The sequence below is a fragment of the Cupriavidus sp. GW822-FHT02D05 genome (genome assembly GCF_058802485.1).
The window spans coordinates 1-22147 of record NZ_JBXAOE010000044.1 but is presented as its reverse complement, the minus strand read 5'-3'; the positions used below and the strand labels follow the sequence as shown (position 1 = coordinate 22147).

At 62.2% G+C, this 22147-nt stretch carries 20 protein-coding genes; 11 read left to right on the top strand and 9 right to left on the bottom strand.

Translation table 11 applies throughout. The annotated features are described in order from the left end of the window. Positions 1 to 12: 12 nt before the first annotated feature. The 3 genes from AC1RQK_RS36825 to AC1RQK_RS36815 are packed head-to-tail and all read right to left on the bottom strand — an operon-like array spanning position 13 to position 5458. Complete coding sequence (locus AC1RQK_RS36825) at positions 13 to 1368, bottom strand: TolC family outer membrane protein (RefSeq protein ID WP_492374904.1); 1356 nt, start codon at positions 1366 to 1368, stop codon at positions 13 to 15. A gap of 38 nt (positions 1369 to 1406) precedes the next feature. Continuing rightward, entirely contained in the window at positions 1407 to 4460 is a 3054-nt protein-coding gene (locus AC1RQK_RS36820; protein ID WP_492374903.1) for an efflux RND transporter permease subunit, read from the bottom strand. Continuing rightward, entirely contained in the window at positions 4457 to 5458 is a 1002-nt protein-coding gene (locus tag AC1RQK_RS36815; protein WP_492374902.1) for an efflux RND transporter periplasmic adaptor subunit, read from the bottom strand. The genes AC1RQK_RS36820 and AC1RQK_RS36815 overlap by 4 nt, the downstream gene beginning before the upstream one ends. Before the next feature lie 487 nt (positions 5459 to 5945). Here AC1RQK_RS36815 and AC1RQK_RS36810 point away from each other — a divergent pair, with 487 nt between their 5' ends. Then, entirely contained in the window at positions 5946 to 6659 is a 714-nt protein-coding gene (locus AC1RQK_RS36810; RefSeq protein ID WP_492374901.1) for a TetR/AcrR family transcriptional regulator, read from the top strand. Between the two features lie 6 nt (positions 6660 to 6665). On the opposite strand, the gene AC1RQK_RS36805 is transcribed toward AC1RQK_RS36810, so the two are convergent. Continuing rightward, positions 6666 to 7460, bottom strand: coding sequence for a TetR/AcrR family transcriptional regulator (locus AC1RQK_RS36805; protein WP_492814338.1), 795 nt, complete (start codon positions 7458 to 7460; stop codon positions 6666 to 6668). A 27-nt stretch (positions 7461 to 7487) separates the two neighbouring features. Further along, on the bottom strand, positions 7488 to 7622 hold the full coding sequence (locus AC1RQK_RS36800) for a hypothetical protein (RefSeq protein ID WP_492374899.1): 135 nt from the start codon (positions 7620 to 7622) through the stop codon (positions 7488 to 7490). Between the two features lie 266 nt (positions 7623 to 7888). Between AC1RQK_RS36800 and AC1RQK_RS36795 the strand changes: the two genes are divergently transcribed. The 9 genes from AC1RQK_RS36795 to AC1RQK_RS36755 all read left to right on the top strand — a co-directional run bounded on the left by AC1RQK_RS36795 (position 7889) and on the right by AC1RQK_RS36755 (position 19269). Further along, entirely contained in the window at positions 7889 to 8527 is a 639-nt protein-coding gene (locus AC1RQK_RS36795; protein ID WP_492374925.1) for a paraquat-inducible protein A, read from the top strand. After that, positions 8524 to 9198: a paraquat-inducible protein A gene (locus AC1RQK_RS36790; RefSeq protein ID WP_492374898.1), complete on the top strand. Its 675-nt coding sequence runs from the start codon at positions 8524 to 8526 to the stop codon at positions 9196 to 9198. The genes AC1RQK_RS36795 and AC1RQK_RS36790 overlap by 4 nt, the downstream gene beginning before the upstream one ends. Beyond that, the gene (locus tag AC1RQK_RS36785) at positions 9182 to 10813 is read left to right on the top strand and encodes a PqiB family protein (RefSeq protein ID WP_492814335.1); all 1632 of its coding nucleotides are present in this window, start codon (positions 9182 to 9184) and stop codon (positions 10811 to 10813) included. Before AC1RQK_RS36790 ends, AC1RQK_RS36785 begins: the two co-directional genes overlap by 17 nt. Further along, positions 10810 to 11418, top strand: a complete 609-nt coding sequence (locus AC1RQK_RS36780) for a PqiC family protein (RefSeq protein ID WP_492814333.1) — start codon at positions 10810 to 10812, stop codon at positions 11416 to 11418. Before AC1RQK_RS36785 ends, AC1RQK_RS36780 begins: the two co-directional genes overlap by 4 nt. 886 nt (positions 11419 to 12304) lie before the next feature. Next, on the top strand, positions 12305 to 13444 hold the full coding sequence (locus tag AC1RQK_RS36775; RefSeq protein ID WP_492814331.1) for a VOC family protein: 1140 nt from the start codon (positions 12305 to 12307) through the stop codon (positions 13442 to 13444). A gap of 104 nt (positions 13445 to 13548) precedes the next feature. Beyond that, on the top strand, positions 13549 to 14427 hold the full coding sequence (locus AC1RQK_RS36770) for a fumarylacetoacetate hydrolase family protein (RefSeq protein ID WP_492814329.1): 879 nt from the start codon (positions 13549 to 13551) through the stop codon (positions 14425 to 14427). Positions 14428 to 14551: 124 nt separating this feature from the next. Then, complete coding sequence (locus AC1RQK_RS36765) at positions 14552 to 16414, top strand: acyl-CoA synthetase (RefSeq protein WP_492814327.1); 1863 nt, start codon at positions 14552 to 14554, stop codon at positions 16412 to 16414. Then, complete coding sequence (locus tag AC1RQK_RS36760) at positions 16411 to 18060, top strand: bifunctional 3-(3-hydroxy-phenyl)propionate/3-hydroxycinnamic acid hydroxylase (RefSeq protein ID WP_492814325.1); 1650 nt, start codon at positions 16411 to 16413, stop codon at positions 18058 to 18060. The genes AC1RQK_RS36765 and AC1RQK_RS36760 overlap by 4 nt, the downstream gene beginning before the upstream one ends. A gap of 114 nt (positions 18061 to 18174) precedes the next feature. Continuing rightward, entirely contained in the window at positions 18175 to 19269 is a 1095-nt protein-coding gene (locus tag AC1RQK_RS36755) for a transporter (protein WP_492814323.1), read from the top strand. A gap of 143 nt (positions 19270 to 19412) precedes the next feature. Here AC1RQK_RS36755 and AC1RQK_RS36750 read toward each other — a convergent pair whose 3' ends face one another. Next, positions 19413 to 19820 carry an FMN-dependent NADH-azoreductase gene (locus AC1RQK_RS36750; protein ID WP_492814321.1) on the bottom strand — a complete coding sequence of 136 codons (408 nt, stop codon included), beginning with the start codon at positions 19818 to 19820 and terminating at the stop codon, positions 19413 to 19415. Positions 19821 to 20115: 295 nt separating this feature from the next. Between AC1RQK_RS36750 and AC1RQK_RS36745 the strand changes: the two genes are divergently transcribed. Next, positions 20116 to 20634 (top strand): hypothetical protein, encoded by a 519-nt coding sequence (locus AC1RQK_RS36745; RefSeq protein ID WP_492814319.1) that lies wholly within the window; start codon positions 20116 to 20118, stop codon positions 20632 to 20634. A gap of 361 nt (positions 20635 to 20995) precedes the next feature. Here AC1RQK_RS36745 and AC1RQK_RS36740 read toward each other — a convergent pair whose 3' ends face one another. The 3 genes from AC1RQK_RS36740 to AC1RQK_RS36730 form a co-directional block, all read right to left on the bottom strand. Next, positions 20996 to 21424 carry a hypothetical protein gene (locus AC1RQK_RS36740; protein ID WP_492814317.1) on the bottom strand — a complete coding sequence of 143 codons (429 nt, stop codon included), beginning with the start codon at positions 21422 to 21424 and terminating at the stop codon, positions 20996 to 20998. A 48-nt stretch (positions 21425 to 21472) separates the two neighbouring features. After that, the gene (locus tag AC1RQK_RS36735; protein ID WP_492814315.1) at positions 21473 to 21739 is read right to left on the bottom strand and encodes a hypothetical protein; all 267 of its coding nucleotides are present in this window, start codon (positions 21737 to 21739) and stop codon (positions 21473 to 21475) included. 208 nt (positions 21740 to 21947) lie between these two features. Continuing rightward, positions 21948 to 22147: EAL domain-containing protein (locus AC1RQK_RS36730; RefSeq protein WP_492814313.1), on the bottom strand; the 200-nt coding region annotated here is incomplete at its 5' end.

Sequence of the window (22147 nt, the reverse complement as noted above, 5' to 3'; positions counted from 1 at the left end):
AGGATTTCGCGATCAGGCTGCGAGCCAGGCATTCAGCGAGCGCAAGGTTTCCTCGCTCAGTTCCCCCGCGGCGGCGGCAAGCCGCAGACGGCCAAGGAGGTAGTCCAGGCGTGCCTGAACCAGGTCAAGCTCAGCGGCGAACACGCGCTGCTGCGCATCCAGTACGTCGGGTTGCGTACGGGTGCCAACGTCCCGGCCAAGCGTCGTTGCCGCGAGCGCGCTACGCGCCGAAGTCAACGACTGCTCGAGTGCAGCAACGCGCGACACGCCCGTTTTCACTGAGAGGAATCCGTCCTGCACCCTCAAACGCACGTCTCGCCGGGCGGCGGCAATCTCCTGCTCCGCCTGACTCTTCCTCGCGGCCGATTCCCGCTCGCGCGAATCCAGTCCGCCGCCCGCGTACAACGGAATGTTGAGCTGCAAGCCGATCGTCGCGGTTCGGGTGTTGCTGCCAGCAATCCAGGGAGCCAGGTTGCCGGTTTGCCCTTGTGCGCCATAACGCGCCACGAGCGCGACGGTCGGGCGACTGCTGAGGCGGTATTTATCGATTTCCGCGCCGGCAATGTCGTGCTCCGACTGCCTGGTCTTGACGAGGTAGCTCTGTTCTTCACCCTTTGCCTGCCACGCCGTGAGATTGTCCGGTTCCGGCGGCCGCGGTGCGAAGCCAGGCGCCAACCCGCTGAGCCGATCGGGCGGCATGCCGACGGTTTCCAGGAATCGCGTGCGTCGCTGTTCGAGCGCAGATTGTGCCGTGACCTCGCGACTCTCCACCCCATCCAGGCGCGCCTGGGCTTCATGAAGATCGGTGATCTTGCCCTGGCCGATGTCAAAGCGTGCCTTCGCGCGGTCGCGTTGCTGTCGCAACGCCGCCTTCTCGGCCTGCACCACGCGGAGCGTCTCCTCGCCCAACACCACGCCGAAGTATGCCTCGGCCACCCGCAAAGCCAAGTCCTGGCGAGACTGGTCGAATTGCGTTTGCGCCAGGTTGGATTGCTCGTGCAACTGCCGTCTCGTGGCCACAGCGCTCCTGTCGTACAGCGGCTGCACGAGCATCACCCCGGCCTGGCGAGCAGTGCCCGAACTATCAGCGGAGACCAACGGCGCGAGCTCGGCAGGCGGGTTGGCGGACGACCGATTGTTGATCCGGTCCAGCGCCGCCTGGAGGCTTACGCGGGGACGCAGCAAGGCGTCGCCTTGCACAGCCTTCTCCCGTCCCGCCGTGAGCGCATCATTTGCGGCGAGGCTCGTCGGATCATGCGCCAATGCCTGCTGATAGGCCCCCACGAGATCGATAGCGCTCGACGCTCCAGCGTTCATGAAAAGCATGCAGCCCAAAGCCACCTGCCCGGCCCGCAAGGCCATACTCATTCTATTCATCGCATTTACTCTTAACGTCACATCTGCGATCAAACGGTCGCAGGGCGCTTGGCCCGGTACCAGGTCGCATACAGAGCGGGAAGGAAGACGAGCGTCAGCACCGTGGCAACGGCGAGCCCTCCCATGATTGCCCACGCCATGGGGCCCCAGAACACGGAGTGTGTAAGCGGCACCATCGCCAGAATTGCCGCCAAAGCAGTCAGCACGATCGGACGCAGCCGCCGCACCGCCGCCTCGACGATGGCCGTCCACAGTGCGACGCCCGCGCCCACGTCCTGATCGATCTGTACGACCAGGATCACCGAGTTGCGGATGATCATTCCAGCGAGGGCAATAACGCCCAACATGGCGACAAAGCCGAATGGAATCCGGAACGCGGCCATGATCGCGCTGACACCGATCAGCCCGAGCGGTGCCGTCAGCAGGACCATCGCCATCTTCTTCATGTCCTGCAGTTGAATCATCAGCAGCACGAGCACCGCGATGATCGTCACAGGCATCACCGCGAAAACGGAATGCTGGGCCTTCGCACTCGATTCGTAAGCGCCGCCGATCTCGATGCCATAGCCGAGCGGTAGCGCCTTTTCCAGTGCGTCGATCTTCGGTTGTAGTGCACGCGTGACGTCAGGTGCCTGCGCCCCTGCGATATCGGCGCGAACGGTCAACGTTGGCACGCGGTTACGCCGCCACAGCTCGCTGTCCTCGCTGTCAAGCGTGAGCCGGGCCACTTGCGAGACCGGCACAAACTTGCCGTCGCGCACATAGATCTTGGCGTCCTTCAGGTTGTTCAGGTCCGTGCGCTCCGCCGCGACGAGGCGCGAGACCACGTCGATTCCTTGGTCCTCCTCACGGTACTGCGTGATTGGCGTGCCCGACAACGAGGCCTCGAGGGCTTCCTTGATCTGGCCTGAACTGATGCCCAGTGCACGCGCCTTATCCTGGTCCACATCGACCTGCACGCGCTTGATGCGTTCGCCCCAGTCCTGGTTGACCTGCCGCACATGGGGCTCTTCACGCATGATGTCCGCCACCTGCTGACCGATCGCACGAACCTTGACGTTGTCCTGCCCGTACACGCGAAACTGCACCGGGTATCCGACAGGCGGACCGTTCTCCAGCCGATTGACGCGGCCCCGCACATTCGGGAATCTCTCGCCGAGCAGATTCTCGATCCTCTCCTTCGCCCGCTCCCGTGCCTCACCGCCCTTCGTCATCACCAGCATCTCGCCGAGGTTCAGATTAGGCGTCTGCGCATCGAGAGGCAGGTAGAACCGTGGCGCACCGTTGCCAACAAAGCTGGTCACCGCCGCGATGTCCGGATCGCCCTTGAGCAGGCCTTCCAGCGTCTGTACCTCGCGCTGGCTCGCCTCGAAGGTCGACGCCCTCGGCATCCACAGGTCAACAATCAGTTCGGCCCGGTCGGATGCCGGAAAGAATTGCTGGGGTACTGCCTTGAACAGCACCAGTGCGCCCACGAACGCAGCGAGCGTGATGCCGATCACCCACACTCGATGCTCCAGGCAGAAATTGATGAAGCGGCGGAACTTGACGTAGAAGCCGCGCTGGTAGACCGCCTCCTCATCATGCGACGCGTGCGCATGCTCTTTCAACAGCTTGAAGCCGATGTAAGGTGTAAAGAGGACGGCCACGATCCATGACAGCACCAGCGAAATGCCCACCACCTGGAACAGGGAGTACACATATTCGCCCGTGCCCGACTTCGCAAAGCCGACGGGAAGAAAGCCCGCAGCTGTGATCAACGTGCCCGTGAGCATCGGGAAGGCGGTGGCCGTGTACGCATATGTGGCGGCGCGGAACTTGTCCCAGCCCTGCTCGAGCTTCAGCGACATCATTTCGACGGCAATAATGGCATCGTCCACCAACAGTCCGAGCGCAATGATCAGCGCACCGAGCGAGATGCGCTGCAAGTCGATGCCCATCACGTACATCGCCAGGAATGTCATGGCCAGAACGAGCGGGATGCTGAGCGCAACGACCAGTCCGGTCCGCAAGCCTAGCGACAGGAAACTCACGACGAGCACAATGACCACAGCCTCGGCCAGACTCTTCTTGAACTCGAAGACAGAATGCTCGACGATACGTGGCTGGTCGCTGACCGCATGGATCTGCACGCCCACCGGCAGGTTGGACTCGATGCGTTTTACCGTTTCTTCCAGCTTTGTTCCAAGGCGGATCACGTCACCGCCCTTGCGCATGCTCACCGCAAGTCCAATCGCCTCGCGGCCGTTGAAGTGCATCCTCGACGTGGCAGGCTCCACAAAGCCGCGACGGACGTCTGCGATATCGCCAAGACGGAAGGTACGTTGGCCAGCACGGATGCCGATGGCGCGAATCCCTTCGACAGAGTCAAACTCGCCACTGACGGCCAGCCGCACTTGTTCCGCGGTGGTTTGCACAGTCCCGCCTGATGTCACGGCATTGGTTTGTGCGAGCGTCGACGCGATCAACGCCGGGTCGATCCCCAGCGAGGCGAGCTTGGCGGTGGAGACTTCCACATAGATCTTCTGTTCCTGCTTGCCTACGAGGTCGACCTTGTTGACGTCGCCGACACGAAGGAACTCATTGCGCGCGGCGTCCGCGATCCGTCTCAGGTCGTCATAGTCGAAGCCATCACCTGTGATGGCATAGAGGTTGCCGAACGTGTCTCCGAACTCGTCGTTGAAGAATGGGCCCTGCGTGCCTTGTGGCAAGGTATGCCGGATGTCCTCCATCTTCTTCCGGACCTGGTACCACACATCCGGCACGGCGCCCGGTGGTACGTCCTCGCGCAGGTTGACCTTGACCTGAGTTTCGCCCGGCTTCACGTAGGTGGACGTATAGTCGATCTCCGCCACCTCTTGCAGCTTGCGCTCGATCTTGTCGGTCACCTGATCGGCCATCTGCTGCGCGGAGCTCCCCGGCCAGTACGCCTGCACGACCATGGTCTTGATCGTGAACTCGGGGTCCTCCTTCTGACCCAGGCTGCTGTAAGCCAGTACGCCGGCCACGGACAACAGCAACAGCAGGAACCCGATCATCTGCTGGTGCTTCAGCGCCCATTCGGACAGGTTGATGCCTTTCACTTAACACCTCCCGCCCTGGCGACAGACACCGTCTCGGCCACTTTCACCTGCTGGCCAGGCTGCAGCATATGCACGCCGGCACTCACAACGGTCTCTCCGCCCGCCAGTCCCCCAACCACGATGACGCTGTCGTTCTGCGCGGCGCCCAGCTTGACTTCACGCGCGATCACCCGCGACGTCTTCGGGTCAACCACCCACACCTGCCGGCCATGTTCATGATCGACAATGGCGGTCAGCGGCACGCGGACAACGCCGTTGCCGTCCACGTCGGGTGCTAGGACAGACGCGGTCATGCCTAGCCGCAGGAGATCCGAATCCGCGTCCTGAATGGAAATGCGGGCCGAGTACGTCCGCGTGACGCTGTCCGCGTCCGGCGCAAGCTCCCGGAGCTTGCCCGTCCAGGACTTGCCCGGATGCGCCCAGACCGTGATCTTCAGCATCGACGCCTTACGCAGTTCGTCGACTCGCGACTCCGGAATACTGATCGAGACCTCGCGTTCGCCGTCAGCCGCAACGGTAGCGATCGACTGCCCGGCCGCGACCACCTGCCCGGCTTCCGCGTTGATGGCACTGACCACGCCATCGCGGTCGGCCACGAGCGTGGTAAAGCCGCGCAGGTTGGCATTCAGCTGCTGGCGCGCCTGGGCAGAGCGCAGTTGTGCCTCCGCCTGGTTGAGCGCCAGCCGCTGCTGGTCCAGCTCGGCTTGCGAGGCAAAGTTCTGCGCGAGCAATTGCTCGGTACGCCGAACATCCACCCGCGCCTGGGCTACCCGGCCCCTTGCCGCATCAGCCTCCGCACCCGCCGCAGCCACCTGCAACGTCTCCTGGGTGGGGTCGAGCTGGAACAACGGCTGGCCGCGCTTGACGTGGCTGCCCACTTCCACCATGCGCGCGACGATCTTGCCGGCTGTGCGGAATCCAAGTTGACTTTCGTAACGCGCGCGAATCTCGCCTGAATAGGTCGCGCCGACCGACCCGGCGGTACGTCCGGCGACCACTGTCCGCACCGGCCTTACGTCCGCGTGTCCGGATGTGGGGTGCGGTGTACAGGCGGCTAGCAGATGTGCCGCGATGATGATAAGAGCTGCCGCTCGATAGTTCCTGTTCAATTTCTGCCCTCCAGTAAGGTCCGTCGCTCCCCTGCGAGTCATCAGAGATCCACGCCACCGAGGCGCTCCACGGACTCGTGCTGGCGTCAGCGACGGCAGGCCTGTTAGGGATTTCTCCCTTCCCGATAGCCCGGAATATACCTCATACTGACTCGAATGTCATGATGACGTACAATTTATTTTATGAGTGGAACGGGACGACTATGACGTACCGGATTCCACATCAGACGAAGAAGGTGCGTGGCGACCACAAGCAAGTGGACGCGCAGAGACAAGCACTGGACGCGGAGTGACGTGACGGGCATAGACCGGAGGCGCAGGAAGTGCTGCGCGCGCGGCTATGCCGACTCATTGACCATAAGGAAAGAACAGATCAATGACCCCGATACAGAAGAGATTGGCAGCTGAAACAGAACCGTCGGAGACTCGCGACCACCGTCAGCGAGTTGCGGCAAAGCGGCGGCAGCGTATGCGCTCGCTATTGCTGAACAGTGCGATGCGCTTGATGGTAGAGAACAGCGCCGAGACGCCTTCCATCGACGACATCATTTCGGCCGCACGGGTGTCACGTGGCACGTTCTACAAGTACTTTCCGTCGTCTGACGCGATCGTGCGGGAGCTTGTCGGGAAGGTTGCTGAACAATGGGAGCGGGCCGCCGACCCCATTGTGCGCAGCCATGACGACCCGGCCGAGCACATCGCCAGGGGAATACGGCTTGCGTCGATACTTACGATACGCCAGCCGGGTGTGGCTGCAATCCTGGGCCGGCTGGGCTGGGCTGGCTACCAGGCACCCAATATGCTGGAGTTTGTCCGCAGGGACATAGAGGAAGGTGTTCGACGCAAGCGCTTCAAGCGCATGCCGATCGCCCTGGGGTTCAATATCGTTGCCGGCGCGGCAATGAGCGCAATGCACCGCATGCTTGAAACCGAGTGTCGCGAAGATTTCTCGGAGCTCGCCGCCGCCGTGGCATTGCGCGCCTTAGGCGTGGAAGAAGCGGTGGCTGATGCGATATCCAAGTCGCCGCTGGATGCGAGTGAGGTGCTGTTCGATGGCTTGCTCGCCCAAGCGAGCGGCGAAGCACCGTAGTGTTGGCTACGCGCGCGGGTCGGAGGGCTCGGCCATTTCGGCGAGCTTCTCCTGTGCCTTTTCGAGCAGTGACTCAGGCGAAACGACCAGCTTTGGCAAAGGCGCAGAGGTCAACTTTGTGGCACTCGATGCAGACACGCCGAGCGACCGCAACACCGCCCGCACAATCCGCTCGGGATAATCCTTGGTCGTTTTTCCCTGGGCCATACGGTGAACGGCGATTACCCCTGCGCCTGCCACCATGTCCAATGCAACATCGGCCGAGGCCTCGTCAAACGTGCCCGTCTTCAGGCCTTCCTTGATATCCGAGGGCAGGTACTCGTACACGGCACTCTTCTTGCCGACCAAGGTCAAGCCTGTGCCGGAAAGAAACCGCGCCACCACGGGATAGGATCGCGCAAGGTGCAGATACAAGCGAATACCCGTTGCAACACGCAACGCCGGGTCTTCGATATTGCCGACCACGCTCTCGATCATTTGCACCATGTCGTGACTGAGCGCTTCGCTGACAGCCGCCAGCAGATCGTCGTTAGTACGGAAGTAGTTGTAGAAGGAACCTTGTGAGACGCCAGCTGCCGCGATGACTTCCGGAATCACGCTGACTCCGATACCTCTTTGCGCAAAGACGATCATCGCGCTTTCAATGAGACGCATGCGCATCCGTGCACGCCGTTCGGCTGCAACGCGAGGGCGATGGTCTTTAAGATCAGGGGCGGCAGGCATCTTCAATTTGAGGACCTTATGTGATTGGATGATTATATCAATACGCCGCTGCAACGCCGACACCATGGCGTAGGCCACGTCCCGCCCTCCTTGATACGAACAAGCTCAGTGCCGTCCTCGGCTGCGCACCGAGTGCGCAGCGTTGTGCAGTGTCTGTGCCACGACGACCAGCCGTTCGGCCACGGCAAAGATGTCATGCGGCAGGCCATCGCGAATTTCGACTTCGCAGACAACTTTCATGGACAGCGTTCTGAGGAAAGAAAGAGCCTGCATACAGCTGGAAACGGTGGGACAAGGAGGTGTTTTTCAGCAAAAGTGCCCGTTGCATTCCCTATAAGATACTTATTGTCATGATGACACGCAAGTCATTTTGTAGCAGAATGCGGGAATCTCGAAAGATTCCGGTGCGCTCGACGCACTGCTTGCCTCATGCAACGAGGCCGATAACCATCCCAGGACACGTCGTGCATCAGAACCACCTCCCGCCGCCAGATCCACCACAGGACATGCACCGGCTGGTTGCGTGCGAGCATTGCGACGCACTCCATATGCGCGTGACACTGCAACCGGGCGAACGTGCCACCTGCCTGCGCTGCGGCGGTGCGCTCTATCGCAACAGTTCACTTGCCTATCGCCGCCTGCTGCCGCTCGTTGTGACCGCTCTGATCCTGTTCATGATCTCGAACGCGTACCCGATTGTCGCTATGGAACTCAAGGGCTCGCGCGTGGAGACCACGCTATGGGGCGCCGTGCAAGCACTCTACGCGCATGACATGTCGCCGGTGGCGATGCTCGTGTTCGCCACGACGATCCTGCTTCCGCTGGCCGAGTTACTCATGATGTGCTACCTGCTCGTGCCAATGGCGCAGCACCGCATGCCCCCCGGATTCGACCGCCTTGTGCGCGGCATTCTCCTGACGCGGCCGTGGGGCATGATCGAGGTATTCATGATCGGCGTGCTGGTGACGGTGGTAAAGCTGTCGACCATAGCGCAGGTGCTTGCTGGCGTCGCGCTCTGGTCATTCGGTGCCCTCGTGGTCGTACTTGCCGCCATCCTGTCCTTTGATCCGCGCGACCTGTGGCATCACCTCGATGCGAACGGTGCAGATGACATACAAACCTGCTCGCCGGACGCCGCAACATGACCGCGACTCAATTGCCTTACGCTACCGCTGCTTCGCGCGGACTGCTGTCATGCCACGCTTGCGACCGGCTCAGCCCGATGACGCTCGAGGCCGGACCGTGTCCCCGCTGCGGCGCCGTACTACATCATCGCAAGCCAGCCAGCGCGTCGCGCACCTTGGCTTTCCTGTTGGCCGCTTACCTTCTGTATATCCCAGCCAATCTGCTCCCGGTGATGGTGACGCAGTCAATTCTCGGTACACAGCGCGACACCATCATGTCCGGCGTGATCTATCTATGGCTGTCCGGCTCGCACATGCTGGCGCTCGTGGTGCTGATCGCCAGCATTGTTGTCCCGCTGCTGAAGATGATGATCCTGACATTGCTGCTGGTATCGGTGCGCCGCAGATCGACCTGGCGCATCCGAGAACAGACCCGGCTCTACGCGCTGGTCGAGGTCATCGGCCGGTGGTCCATGCTCGACATCTTCGTCGTGGCACTGCTGGCCTCGCTGGTGCAGGTCGGGGCGCTGGCCACGATTACGCCCGGGGGCGGGGCCCTGGCCTTTGCCTCGGTTGTCGTACTGACCATGCTCGCGTCACTGAGCTTTGATCCCCGTCTGCTGTGGGATGCGCTTGAGACGTCGCCTCCCCCCATCGAATTTCCGCACTCCGATCATGCCAGAACACACTAATCATCCCCCACCTCACGGTGTACCGCAGCCCGGGCGCAAGCCTCGCGCGCGTTGGCTACCCTCGCTCGTCTGGCTGATCCCCCTCGTTGCGGCGGTAGTCGGGCTTTCGTTGTTGATCAACACGCTAGCATCGCGCGGGCCCGAGATCACCGTCACATTTCGCACCGCCGAAGGCCTGACGCCGGGCAAGACCCCCGTGCGCTACAAGGACGTCGATATCGGATTGGTCAAGACGGCACGGCTGGCAGCGGACCGTTCGCATGTGATCGCGACGATTGCGTTGACCAAGGACGCGGAGACCTTCGCCGTGGCCGACACACGCTTCTGGGTGGTGCGGCCTCGCTTTGCAACCAGCGGCGTGTCGGGGCTCGAGACGCTGCTATCGGGCGCATATATCGGCGTGGATACCGGCAAGTCAGGCGAGACGACGCGTAGCTTCACCGGGCTCGAAGTCCCGCCGACTGTCACTGCCGACGCCTCAGGCAGGCAGTTCGTGCTGCGTGCGCAAGACCTGGGCTCGCTCGACATCGGCTCACCGGTCTACTATCGTCGCGTGCAGGTCGGCCATGTCGTAGCGTATCAACTCGAGCCGAACGGCCACGACATCACGCTGCGGATCTTCGTCAACAAGCCCTATGACAAGCTCGTCTGCGCCGATACGCGCTTCTGGCATGCCAGCGGCGTCGACCTCAAGCTCGATGCGAACGGGCTGAAGTTGTCCACGCAGTCGCTGGTCACCGTGATGCTTGGTGGCCTGGCCTTCCAGGCGCCGGAGCACTCGACTGCCCACGCCACAGCCGCCGAGAACACCGAGTTCCTGCTAGCGGCGGACCAATCGGAAGCCATGAAAGAGCCGGAGGAACTCGCCCCCGCACTGGCAGTGCTCAACTTCGATCAGTCCGTGCGCGGCCTGTCTCCAGGTGCGCCAGTCGATTTCCGCGGTGTGACCGTCGGGCAAGTGCGCTCGATCGGTATCGAATACCAGCGTGACAAGAAGGCCTTCCGCATGCCCGTGGTGGTGGAACTCTATCCGTCTCGCATGGGTCTGCACGAGAAAGACGTGGCTGACGACGCGCGCAAGCTCGCCATCGTGCATAGCCTCGTACAGCGCGGCATGCGTGCGCAGTTGCGCACAGGCAACCTGCTGACAGGCCAGCTCTATGTGGCACTCGATTTCTTTCCGAAGGCAACTCTGCCGGCTGATCTGGACCTGAACGGGTCGCTGCCTGAGTTCCCCACCACGCCGGGCACCTTCGACGAACTGCAAGCCAAGCTTGGCGACATTGTGACCAAGATCGGTAAAGTGCCGTTCGACCAGATCGGGCAGGACGCGCGCACGGCGATGGTGTCTATGAACAAAATGCTCGTCAACGCGGACAAGCTCGTGGCACAGGTCAATGGCGATGTGGCACCAGAAGTGCTCGCCGCGCTCAAGGATGTGCGCCGCACGCTCGCCACGGCCAATGGCGCGCTCGCGCCCGACGCATCGCTGCAGCAGGATACGCGTCGGATGATGCAGGAACTCACGCAAACGGCAGTCTCGCTGCGCACGCTGACCGATTATCTCGAGCGGCATCCCGAAGCACTGCTGCAAGGCAAGAGGGAAGAGAAATGATGAAACGTATGACGCTGTTTGTTACGCTGGCCGCCGCGGCCACGACCATGATGTGCGGCTGCGCGTCACCCGAGGCGCGCTACTACACGCTGGCTGCCAATCGCTCCAACGCCGCGCCGGCCGTGACAGGGCGAGCCAGCCGTCGCAGCGAACCGTTATGGATCGAGGTCACGCCGGTGCGCGTGCCCGAGCGGTTGAACCGCATTCAGCTGGTGGTGCGTGACGGCACCAGCGGGGAGGTGAAGCTGCTCGACACATCGCGCTGGACGTCCCCATTGCCCGACGAGCTACGCGATGCACTGTCGCAGCAACTGCAATCGACGCTTGACGCGTTGGATGTCTACCAGCACGGCCTGTCGGCGACGCAGCCGGCCTTTCGGGTAACGACCGAGGTGGTAAACCTCGACGCCAATGTGGGCAAGTGGGCAGCGGCGACCATCACCTGGACCGTGCGGCGACTGCCGGACGGCAAGGTTCTGAGCGGCCGCACCAAAACAGAGGTGCCCGCGCCCGGGCAGATGGAGGGCGTGGTGAATGCGTATCGGGAAATCCTCGCAGCAACCGCTGCCGATATAGCAGTCGGCGTGGAGTCGCTTAGTCGCTAAATGTGCCCTGAATGTGCCGTTATGCACCTTCAGCGCAGTGGCGCGGGGACCAACCCGGCATATCGCACCGACTAGGTGTGAGCGACATAGCCAGATTTGTGAAGGGCATCGCCTGACCAAGAGCGTGACCAGGCTGACTCGCCACACCGCCTGGTTGTCGGCAAACGTGATGGTCAGGCTGCCGTGCCGCAAGCGATCGCAGCGGTCAAGTCCTACAGCGGCTGAATCAGCATCACGCCGGCCTGCCGCGCAGTTCCCGAACAATCGTTGGATGCCAACGGCGCGAGGTCGGCCGGCGGGTTGCCGGACGAACAATCGTTGATCCTGTCGAGTGCCGCCTGGAGGCTTACGCGGAGACGCAGCAAGGCGTCGCCCTCCGCACAGCCATCTCCCGTCCCGCCGTGAGTGCATCACTTGCAGCGAGGCTCGGCAGATCATGCGCCAATGCCAGCTGATAGGCCGCCGTGAGATAGATAGCGCCCGACTCTCCCGCGTTCAGGAAAAGCATGCAGCCCAGAGCCAAGGTCCTGAGCGGCCGCACCGAAACAAAGGTGCCAGCGCCCGGGCAGTTGGGGGGCGTGGCGAATGTGTATCGGGAAACTGCGGCTCATATTGCAAGCGGAGTGCACCCCTTGGCGGCTAGACGTGAAACGCCCCGCACCTTGCGCACGGCGGGGCGCTGCAACCAACCCACCTTGTCACACCATCTAGGTGTTAACGAGATATTAGTCATCATGACAAATAGACTATTATCAAAACCATGAAAGACGTCGCTTGACACCGCATTCCGACGTCGCAAGCGCCGTGGCACCTCCTTGGCAGCACCTGCAGGCACGGCGTCGATCCAAAACAATCACAAACGGACCGCTCAGCGGTTGGAGACCTCATGCCCAAATCGACTGTCATGCTCCGCCAGCCGGAGTCTTACCCGGAGAGCCGGCTGCCACCTGGCGTGCAACGGCTCACTCGCCCAAAGCCGTTCGGTAGAGCCGTGGAACTGGCGTTCCTTCGCTGGGAAAAGAAAGACCTGGCGGCGACTGAACGCTTCTGGCGCGATTTCGGCATGCATGTGGCCAGCGACTCGCCTGAGCGGCTCACGGCCCGTGGCGTCGGGACGGCCCCCTGCATTGCGGTGGCCGAACGTTCGGCGGCGAGCCGCTTCGTTGGGCCTGCCTTTCGCATGTCCGACGATACCGACTTGCATCGGTATTCCGATCGCTTTGGCGCCACGTGGTTGTCCGACCAGCAGATTCCCGGAGGCGGGCGCGGTGTCGAGCTATTCGATCCTTCCGGGCGCAGTGTCTGGCTCGTGCAAGGCCAGCAGCGTGTCGAAGCGCTGCCCATGCGCCCACCCATGACATTGACCAACACGGCGCAACATGCGCCGCGAGTCAACCGCACTGTTCGCACCCCGATTGAGCCGGCCAGTATTGTCCGGCTGGGTCATGTTGTATTTCAAACCGTGGACTTTGCCGCCATGGCGGCGTGGTACATGACCGTACTGGGTGTCATTCCGACCGATGTGCAGTACCTCGCGGATGGCAGTCCCAACCTGGCCTTCTGCCGGCTCGACCTTGGCCAGGCGCCAGCCGACCACCACACCCTCGTACTGGTGGGTGGCATCGAAGAGAAATACGAGCACAGCGCGTACGAAGTCATCGATCTCGATGCGCTCGGGCAAGGTCAACAGGTGCTGCGTGCGCAAGGCCATTCGCATATGTGGGGCATCGGGCGGCATTTGCTGGGAAGCCAGTTGTTCGACTACTGGCGCGATCCGGACGGCTTCGAACTGGAGCACTACACCGATGGTGACCTGTTCACCGCGGATTTCGAAACCGCTTACTCGCCGCTTGATTTCGGCGGCATCTGGGCCTGGGGCGCCGACGCACCGGCTTCCATGAAGCCAAGAAAGACTTTGCGCAATGTGCTGAAGGTGCTGAGGCTGGTACGGCGCAAGGCGATAACGCCGGCGCGGCTCAAGCTGATCGAAACGGCGCTGGGTGCACCCGCCAGACCCTGGCTTTAGAACTAAGCAATTCCCTAGGAAGCATCATGTCTCGTACCGTAATTCGCTATATCCATACGGATGGCCCGCAATGGGGCATTCTCTTTGGCGCACGCATCGCGCCGTTGCAGGCCAACGCCGCGACCACAGGCGAGTTGCTTGCCAAACACTGGCAAAGCATCTGGCAAGTGCCAGCGGCGCAGGCAACGATTCCGCGCGAGGCCGTGCAGCTTCTCGCACCCGTCACGCAGAACCAGCAATTCCTCTGCCAAGGCATCAACTACCGCAGCCACGTCATGGAATCCGGTCTGCGTGTCGAGAATTTTCCCTTCAACACCATCTTCACGAAGGCATCCTCATGCATCACGGCCGCGGATGCTCCGGTTGCCTCCCCAGCCCACGTCAAGCTGCTCGACTACGAGATCGAGCTCGGGCTGGTGCTGCGCCGGGATTTGCAACCTGGCGTGAAGGTCAGCCCCGACGCTCTCGGTGATTGGCTTGGCGGCGTGACCATCGTCAATGACCTGTCGGCGCGTGACGTGCAATTGCCGCAGGGTCAGTTCTACAAGGGAAAGAGCTATCGCGGCTTCGGGCCTGTTGGCCCTGGGCTCATATTGCTGACATCGGAAGAGTGGCAACGTTGGCCGGAATTGCGGATGCGCCTGGATGTCAACGGACAGCCCCGGCAGGACGCCTACTGCGCCGATATGATCCACGCGCCGGCTTCAACCTTGACGGAACTGGCATCCATGCACGACGTTCACACAGGCGACCTGATCGCCACCGGTACGCCTGCCGGTTGCGCGGCGCGCGCGCCGGGAAAGCTCGCCATGTTCTTGGCGAAACACTTTCTCAGCGACGCCGGCAAATGGCGCATGTTTGTGCGCCGCGGCATGACCAATCCCGCCTACCTTCGGCCCGGCGATAGCATCCGGGCCTCGATTCGCACGGATGACGGCACCATCGACCTGGGCGAGCAGACCACCGTTATCGCCCCAGCATGACGACTACGCCAGTTGGCGACGAAACATGTGGCACATCCCATCGCAGTATTTGGAATGAGAGTGAAGTCTTATGAGTAGCCTTGCAATCAGCGCCATGCCAGAGGTCGTCAGGCGACTGGAGGACGTGGAACAGATCGAACGGATGCCCTGGCAGTACGTAATCCGCGCCACAAACACTTACGATGTACTACGGACCGCCTGCGAGCGCTGGCCGGAACGCGTGGCCCTGCGGCTACTACTGGATGGCAGCGCCTCCGCGCCGACGCGCGACGCCCGTTATGCAGAATTGCTGGAAGGCATCCATCGCGCCGCTAATGCACTCCACCGCCTCGGCGTGAGGTCGGGCGTGCCGGTTGCCATCCTGTTACCGAACTTGATCGAGAGCCACCTGGCACTATGGGGCGCCGAGGCTGCCGGCATTGCCAGCCCGATCAACCCGATGCTGGAGTCCAGCTACATTGCCCGGATCTGCGAAGAGACGGGAGCCAAGGTTGTCATCGCCCTGGGGCCCACCACGGAAGGGGGTATCTGGGAAAAAGCCGTGGAAGTCGCGGACAGGCTGCCTCGGGTCGAGACGATCCTGCAGGTCGACCCGACGGCCGCGATGGGGCGGCGTACCGGATCCGGCGGTCACATCCCGTGCGGCAAGATGCCGACCCGCCCCGGCGTGCAGGTGCTTGACTTCCATGACGCGCTGGCCGAATCCGACAGTACGCGGCTGATCAGCGGGCGGCGATTCACGCCCACCGAGCCGTGCGCCTATTTTCATACGGGTGGCACCACCGGGTATCCCAAGGTGGCCGTGCACAGTCACCTGAACGAAGCCGTGATGGCATGGATCCTTCAAAGGATTGACGACCGGCATAACGTGATGCTGGCGGGGTTGCCCCTTTTCCACGTGAATGGCGCCATGGTGACCGGACTCGGTGCGCTTCACAGCGGTTCGGAAATCGTCATGCTGACAGCAGGCGGGTATCGGACGCCGGGCATGCTGGACGCCTTCTGGGAGATTGCCAACCGATTTGGGGCCACCACGTTTTCCGCCGTGCCAACCATCCTGACGGCACTGCTTTCCAGGCCGCTGCCTGCGGACGGGATCCCGACCTTGCGCCACGTCCTCTGTGGTGCCGCGCCGCTACCCAGTCAGGTTGCACACGAGTTTGAAACGCTCACTGGTGTTCGCATCCACGAGGGATATGGCCTGACGGAAGGTAGTTGCGTATCGACCGTCAACCCGCCACAAGCCGCGCCCAAGGCGGGTACGGTTGGCATCCGCATTCCGTATCAGGAATTGAAGCTGTTCAAGCTACATGCAGACGGCAGGCCCGCCGAGCTTGCCGAAGCCGGTACGACCGGCGTGATCGGCATACGCGGCCCCAATGTGTTTCCCGGCTACCTAAGGGAAGCCGACAACCGTGGCATCTGGATCGAGGGCGGATGGTTCAACACGGGCGACCTGGGCCGCTTTGACGCGGATGGATCTCTAACGCTGTGCGGCCGCGCGAAAGACCTGATTATCCGTGGCGGCCACAACATCGATCCGTCGATGATCGAGGATACGATCGCCGCACACCCCGAAGTCGCCATGGTCGCTGCGGTCGGACAGCCTGACACCCATGCGGGTGAATTGCCGGTAGCCTTCGCGGTACTCAGGCCAGGCGCACAAGCTTGCACCGAAGCATTGATGGCATACGCGCGGGAGAGGATTCCTGAGCGTGCGGCGGTGCCAGTGCGCATCGAAATCATGCCAGCACTGCCCCTTACCGCCGTCGGCAAGGTCTCCAAGCCGGACCTGCGGCTGCTCACCATCGAGCACGTCATCCAGGCGGCGCTTGCCGAGCATAGTATGTCCGACACCCGCGTCAAGGCCCGCCTCTGCCCCGAGCGCGGTGCCATAGCCGATATCTCCGGTCCGGTCGCGTCACGTGAGGCGGCGATAGCACTGGTAGCCCGCTATCCCGTGATTCCCGCATGGCAGGAGCAATGATGACGGACACCACGAAGACCCCGCAGGGGAACATGCTCGATACGGATGTCCTGCTTGTTGGACTGGGGCCGGTGGGGGCAGCGCTGGCCAACCTGCTTGGCCGCTACGGGATCCGCGTCCTGGCCATCGACCGCGCCACGGAGATTTTTGCCAAACCGCGCGCAATCGCGCTGGACAACGAGGCCCTGCGCATTCTGCAGCTCGTGGGCGTAGCGGAGGGAGAATTCGCCACGGTGGCGATTCCGAAGGTGCAATACCGCTCGCCACTGTTCGGCCGCTTTGCGCGCATCAACAGCGCGAGAATTGTCGACGGCCATCCGACGCTCGTCACGTTCTACCAGCCAGAGCTGGAGGCCGTGCTGCGCAAGAAGCTGTCAGCGCACCCCACCGTCGACGTTCGCCTCGGGACTGAACTCCAGTCCTTCGTCGATGACGGTCATTGTGTGCATGCCGTCGTGAAATCAGCTGGCGCCTCCGACCTGCAGATCAGGGCCAAGTACATGGTGGGCATCGATGGCGCAGGTTCACTGGTCCGGCGTGAGCTGGGGCTTGATTTCGAGGGCCGCACATTCCAGCAGGACTGGCTGATTGTCGACGCGCTTGGCGTGCCGAATCCCATTGACCATTGCGAGTTCGTCTGCGACCCGGCACGGCCAACGCCGCATATGGTCGCCCCAGGAGGCCGCCAGCGCTGGGAGTTCATGTTGAAGCCGGGCGAAAGCGCTGCGGAAATGGAGCGGCCTGAATCGGTGCGCAAGCTGCTCGCGCCGTGGTGCGATGTAGACAAGATCCAGATAGAACGCACCGCCGTGTATCGGTTTCACGCACGTGAAGCCAAATCGTTCTCGAAAGGCCGATGTTTCCTGGCCGGTGATGCCGCTCACATTACGCCTCCTTTTGCCGGGCAAGGATTGGTGGCCGGCCTGCGAGACGTGGCAAACCTTGGGTGGAAGCTGGCGTGGGTGCTACGCGGTCAGGCGAGCGAGCAGATTCTCGACAGCTATGATCAGGAACGCCGGCCTCACGCAAGGAAGATCATCAACCTGGCGCGCTTTCTTGGAGCACTTGTCATGCCACGCAACAGAGCTGCCGCACTCGCCATACACGGATGCATGAGCGCGATAAGGTTGTTGCCGCGCGGCCGTGCCCTGTTCGAAGACCTGAAAGTGAAGCCCGCAAACACGTTCGACAAAGGCCTGTTTGTGCGCGTGCGCGGCACCGAGAAGCTGCGTGCCGGTTCGAGCTTTCCACAGGGGTGGGTCCGACCGGCAGAATGCGGAATCCCGACACTTAGCGACGATTGCCTGGGGCTTGAGTGTGCAGTCATCGGATTTGGCTTTGACCCCGCGACGCGCCTCTCGTCCGAGCTCATGGTCCGCTGGTCCCTCGCCGGCGGCAAGGTGTGGCAATGGTGCCAACGTGCCCAGGCGCAGCATCTCGCGCCCAAAGGCCGGCGCCTTGAAGCATTGGACGAGGTCGTGTTGCCCCGCGTGGCCCCGCTCGACTGGATGGTGGTGGTCCGCCCGGATCGATGCGTGCTCGCCGAAGGCCCGGCCTCTCAAGCCGAGCACATCCTCCAGCGCGCCCTTGATTTGATCGATCCGCCGCAGGTACGCCTCGACATACGCCTCCCCAAGGCTGCCTGAAGGCACCCGTCGCCCCGCAGACAGATAACAAACAACAAACCTTCTGGCGCCAGTTCATGGCGCCTGCGGGCGGGGCTTCTTTTACGCCGCTTCAATAACAAGGAGGAGACCCTTGTGTTGCAGACTTCTGCTTATTGCCTTTCCATCGCGGCAATCACTTGCCTTGCAAGCATGACCGCACATGCCGGAGAAGACTTTCAGGTGCGGTACAACGTCGCAGGCAGCATCGGAGGGGAAATGTTCACCCCCCCGGATGCCGCCGGGCTCGCAGTTGGTGTCGCAGCGACTTACATCGACATCAGGAAGGTGACCGGCAACGATGGCAACACACTGACGAAGCCAATCCCCGGTGGCGCCATTCCACTTCCATCCCCTACCCCCGTGACGGCGTATCCCACGTATGGCGCCAATACCGCCCAGATCCCTGCCTCAGGCACTTTCAAGCTGTTCAACCTCGGCATTGGCTACATTACCAACGCGGACTATGGCGGCGGTCGCTTCGCATTCGGCGGCGTTCTGCCGTATGGCGTCAAGTCCCAATCGGTCAGGGCTACTGCCGCAACGCCAGCCGTGCAGGCGAACCCCGCGGTCCCCGCGGCCGCACAGCAGGCCATCGCCAGCCAGTTCGGCGCGACATATCAGTCAAGCCTCGCCGGCGAAGCAGCCAGTTCCAGTGGCGACGTATCGGGCATCGGCGACCTGGAGTTGCAAGGCGGCTGGCTCTATACGACCGAACAGCTGCGCGTATTGCTGGGCGCATCCCTCGTCATTCCGACAGGGCGCTACAACGCATCGCCTGCACCCGACATAGGCACCGGTAATTTCTACACGCTGCGGCCGTCGGTGCAAGTGGCCTACCTGCCGACGCCGGACATCGCCATCGCGGCAAAGGTGACCTTGGGCCTGAATACGAAGAATCGGGACAATGACCTCCGCAGCGGAAACTGGATTGGATTGGAAGGCGCGGCGGCATACAAGACCGGGATTGGCGTGCTCGGACTGCACACTGTCTTCGTTCAACAATACCAGGACGACTCGAACAACCCCTGGGGCCCAAGCCGCTACCGATCCCTCAATGCCGGTGCGTTCTATACCGCGATGGTGCCCGGCATTGACGCTGCGTTGACGTTGCAATACATGGCGACAACCAGTTCGCGCAATGCAAAGGTCGGGAGCATGACCCAGATCCGTTTGATCAAGCTATTCTGACGACGATGGCGAGACAACTGCCATCGTGTCTCGCCGTTTCCCCTGGCCCCCCTGCCCCCCCGGCCCGACGACTTGGTTGCACTCAGGTCGGGAGCAGATCGCCTATCTTTCGCTGTGCCTGCTCGATAGCGACTTGCCTTTGTTCAGCACCGGCAGATACCCCCCTCGGCGGCGACCACTTCGAGCTGGGACACGCCAACGAACGAGAATACGCTCCGGAGATAGGCTTCCGCGTGCTCCAGTGCCGCGTTGCGCGAACCGGGGCCATAGTACCCGCCACGTGCAACGGCCAGGATGATGCGCTTGCCGGTCACGAGCCCTTCTGGACCTCTGTCCGTATAGCGAAAGGGCTTTCCCGCGACGGCGATGCGGTCGATCCAAGCCTTCAGTTGGCTGGCGATACTGAAATTGTAAAATGCGACACCAATGACCACCACGTCGACCGCCAGGAATTCTTCCAGGATGGCGCGTCCCAACTCAATATCCCGCAGAAGCGCTGCGTCGTTCGGCGCCTTGGGATCACGGGATGCGGCGAAGTATGCGCCGGACAAGTGAGGAATGCATTGACCTCCCTCGGCCACTCGCTAAGGACACCTGTGGAAGCACTCGGCCTATGGGCCATCGCGCATCTCCCGGCCATTGAAAAGGCGAGACAGGCGTTCGACCTCAGCAAAAGGAATTCCGAATCTGAGCAGCCCTAGTCAAGGAGACAGCGAATTTTCCGGGATATCGCCGCTCCGTCTGCGGAGATCCTTCGTCTACGGTACGCTGCAGCGGAGACTGGCTCGCACGGCTATCCGCCCTGAAAGCTTGGTCCCTCACGACTGGACGGGCTGCGAGATCAATGTGGAGTTTGATACCGCCAATCCCGACCGAATGACCGTACAGAGATTTCTTCAAGGTCATCTCACCGGTGTCCTTGCGGCTGACTTCATCATCTATGACCATCGATCAGGCGAGGCCGCTGACTTTATCGTCGGAAACGTGATCCCTGGAAATCGCCTAACCATATCGCTCTATCATTGCAAAGGCGCCGGCGGCCCAGTATCAGGCGAACGAGTTGACGACGTCTATGAACTTGCCGGACAGGCAGTCAAGTCTGCTAGATTCCAGCGGAAGGACGAATTGCTTCGTCACATCGAGCGTCGTACGCAAGTCCGCCCAAACAGGGGACATTCCCCATTTCTTGTCGGGACTCGAGGCGCGGCTTTGGAACTTATTCGCGCATACGACCCTATCGCCATCAGCCTTTCCGTGCATGCGGTGCAGCCAGGTCTCCTGGCAACCGGATTGGCAGAGAACGTTCGCGCGGTTATGGCCGTGGCCAACGACAGCAAGCATTGCTCGCGAAACATACTGGGCTGAATTGCGCGAGCAATCGAGAGCAACAGCGAACAATCAGTAGTTCTGCACGCACCTCCGAAATATGGGAGCGGACTGCTCAAGAGGCATCCTCCTGCCCGTCTGCCGGCCTTGGCATGGCGCCCCGCCGGCCGTTCCTTTTACCCACTAACTTTGAGAATTTAACCCACTAACTCTGAGACAAAACCCACTAACTTTCAGACGTGACAAGTAGTTGCGCTTGCATCACAAATTCGCCGAACGTTTCCGTTTAGTACACATTGCATCATTTTTCTCTGTTCTTGATAATCTTTCTTCTCAAGAACAGAGAAAATAAGGCACGCTCACCGCTCCAAACTACCTGTTCTTCCTGACCTATCGCCCGCTACGCCGCCTTTGGCCTGGATCCGGGGCTAGTTTCGATGCCGTTTCGCCCGCGAGGCCCGCCCTTATCCGCCCTTATCCGCCCTTGTTCGCGACCCGCCCGCGCCTCCGCGGCGGCCACGGCGGCGTCTTGCGCCCTCGCCTGCATGCCCGCCAGCTCCGCGCGCGGGTCCGCGACCGCCTGCTCGGCCTTCTGCCGCAGCGTGCGCTCTTGGTCGATCTCGCGCAGCGCGCGGCGCTCGGTGGCGCTGGCGCGCTCCGGTGCCACCATCACCTGCTCGCGGGTGCGCTCCAGGTCCGCCGAAAATTGGGTATGCAGCTCCAGCAACTGCCGATCGAGTATCGCGACCTGGCGTACGCGCTCCTCCTGGCGCGCCTGCGTGGCTGCGTGAGCCTGGCGCTCGGCTACCAGTTCGCCTTGTAGCGCCACGTGCGCTTGCTGCGCGGCGTCGCGCTCGGCCTGCACAGCGGCTGTCTTCTACTCGGCCACCACGACCGCGGCCCGCGCCTGGTCGCGCTGCGCTTGCGCCTCGCTCGCTTGCAGCCTAGCTTCGGCCCGCAAGGCGGCCAGTTCACCGGCGGCGGCCTCGTTAGCGGCCTGCGAGATCGACTGCACGACGCTGGCCGCGATCGCCTTACGGACAACTGCGCGCCGCGGCGCCAGCTCCGCCGGATCAATGTGTCCCTGCCTCCCCAATGTCTGCCGCGAAGGTCCAAGAGTCAATCGAAAGTCCAGCATCAGCATCTGCTGAAGCTCATCGGGAGTCGGCGGGCGGGCGGCGGGCGGGCGGCGGGGAGCCATATTCAAGGAGAGGGAGGAACTTAAACCACAGGCCCCTCATCTCCGATAAGGACGCCGACGGTAGGCCAATACCGGAAGCGACTCGTCGTCGACGAGTGAATCCGCACTCGCGGATTCACCATTGGCGCTGATGGTTGGGACGCCGCTCGCCTCAAGTCACGGCACTCACGAAGGCCTCGAACGCGCTGGCCTCCACCGGCGGACAGAAGAAGTGGCCTTGCCCGTAGTCGCAGCCGGCAGCCAGCAGGATGTCGTGCTGCGACTCGGTCTCGATGCCCTCGGCAATCACCCGGATGCGCAGTGCATGCGCCATGCTGATGATGGCGCGGCACAAGGCCACGTCGTCCGGGC

Coding starts and splice junctions, on each gene's coding strand:
- AC1RQK_RS36760 (WP_492814325.1), top strand. CDS start 16,411: ATGATGACGGACACCACGAAGACCCCGCAGGGGAACATGCTCGATACG.
- AC1RQK_RS36735 (WP_492814315.1), bottom strand. CDS start 21,739: ATGCTGATGCTGGACTTTCGATTGACTCTTGGACCTTCGCGGCAGACA.
- AC1RQK_RS36780 (WP_492814333.1), top strand. CDS start 10,810: ATGATGAAACGTATGACGCTGTTTGTTACGCTGGCCGCCGCGGCCACG.
- AC1RQK_RS36800 (WP_492374899.1), bottom strand. CDS start 7,622: ATGAAAGTTGTCTGCGAAGTCGAAATTCGCGATGGCCTGCCGCATGAC.
- AC1RQK_RS36795 (WP_492374925.1), top strand. CDS start 7,889: ATGCACCGGCTGGTTGCGTGCGAGCATTGCGACGCACTCCATATGCGC.
- AC1RQK_RS36785 (WP_492814335.1), top strand. CDS start 9,182: ATGCCAGAACACACTAATCATCCCCCACCTCACGGTGTACCGCAGCCC.
- AC1RQK_RS36810 (WP_492374901.1), top strand. CDS start 5,946: ATGACCCCGATACAGAAGAGATTGGCAGCTGAAACAGAACCGTCGGAG.
- AC1RQK_RS36775 (WP_492814331.1), top strand. CDS start 12,305: ATGCCCAAATCGACTGTCATGCTCCGCCAGCCGGAGTCTTACCCGGAG.
- AC1RQK_RS36790 (WP_492374898.1), top strand. CDS start 8,524: ATGACCGCGACTCAATTGCCTTACGCTACCGCTGCTTCGCGCGGACTG.
- AC1RQK_RS36825 (WP_492374904.1), bottom strand. CDS start 1,368: ATGAGTATGGCCTTGCGGGCCGGGCAGGTGGCTTTGGGCTGCATGCTT.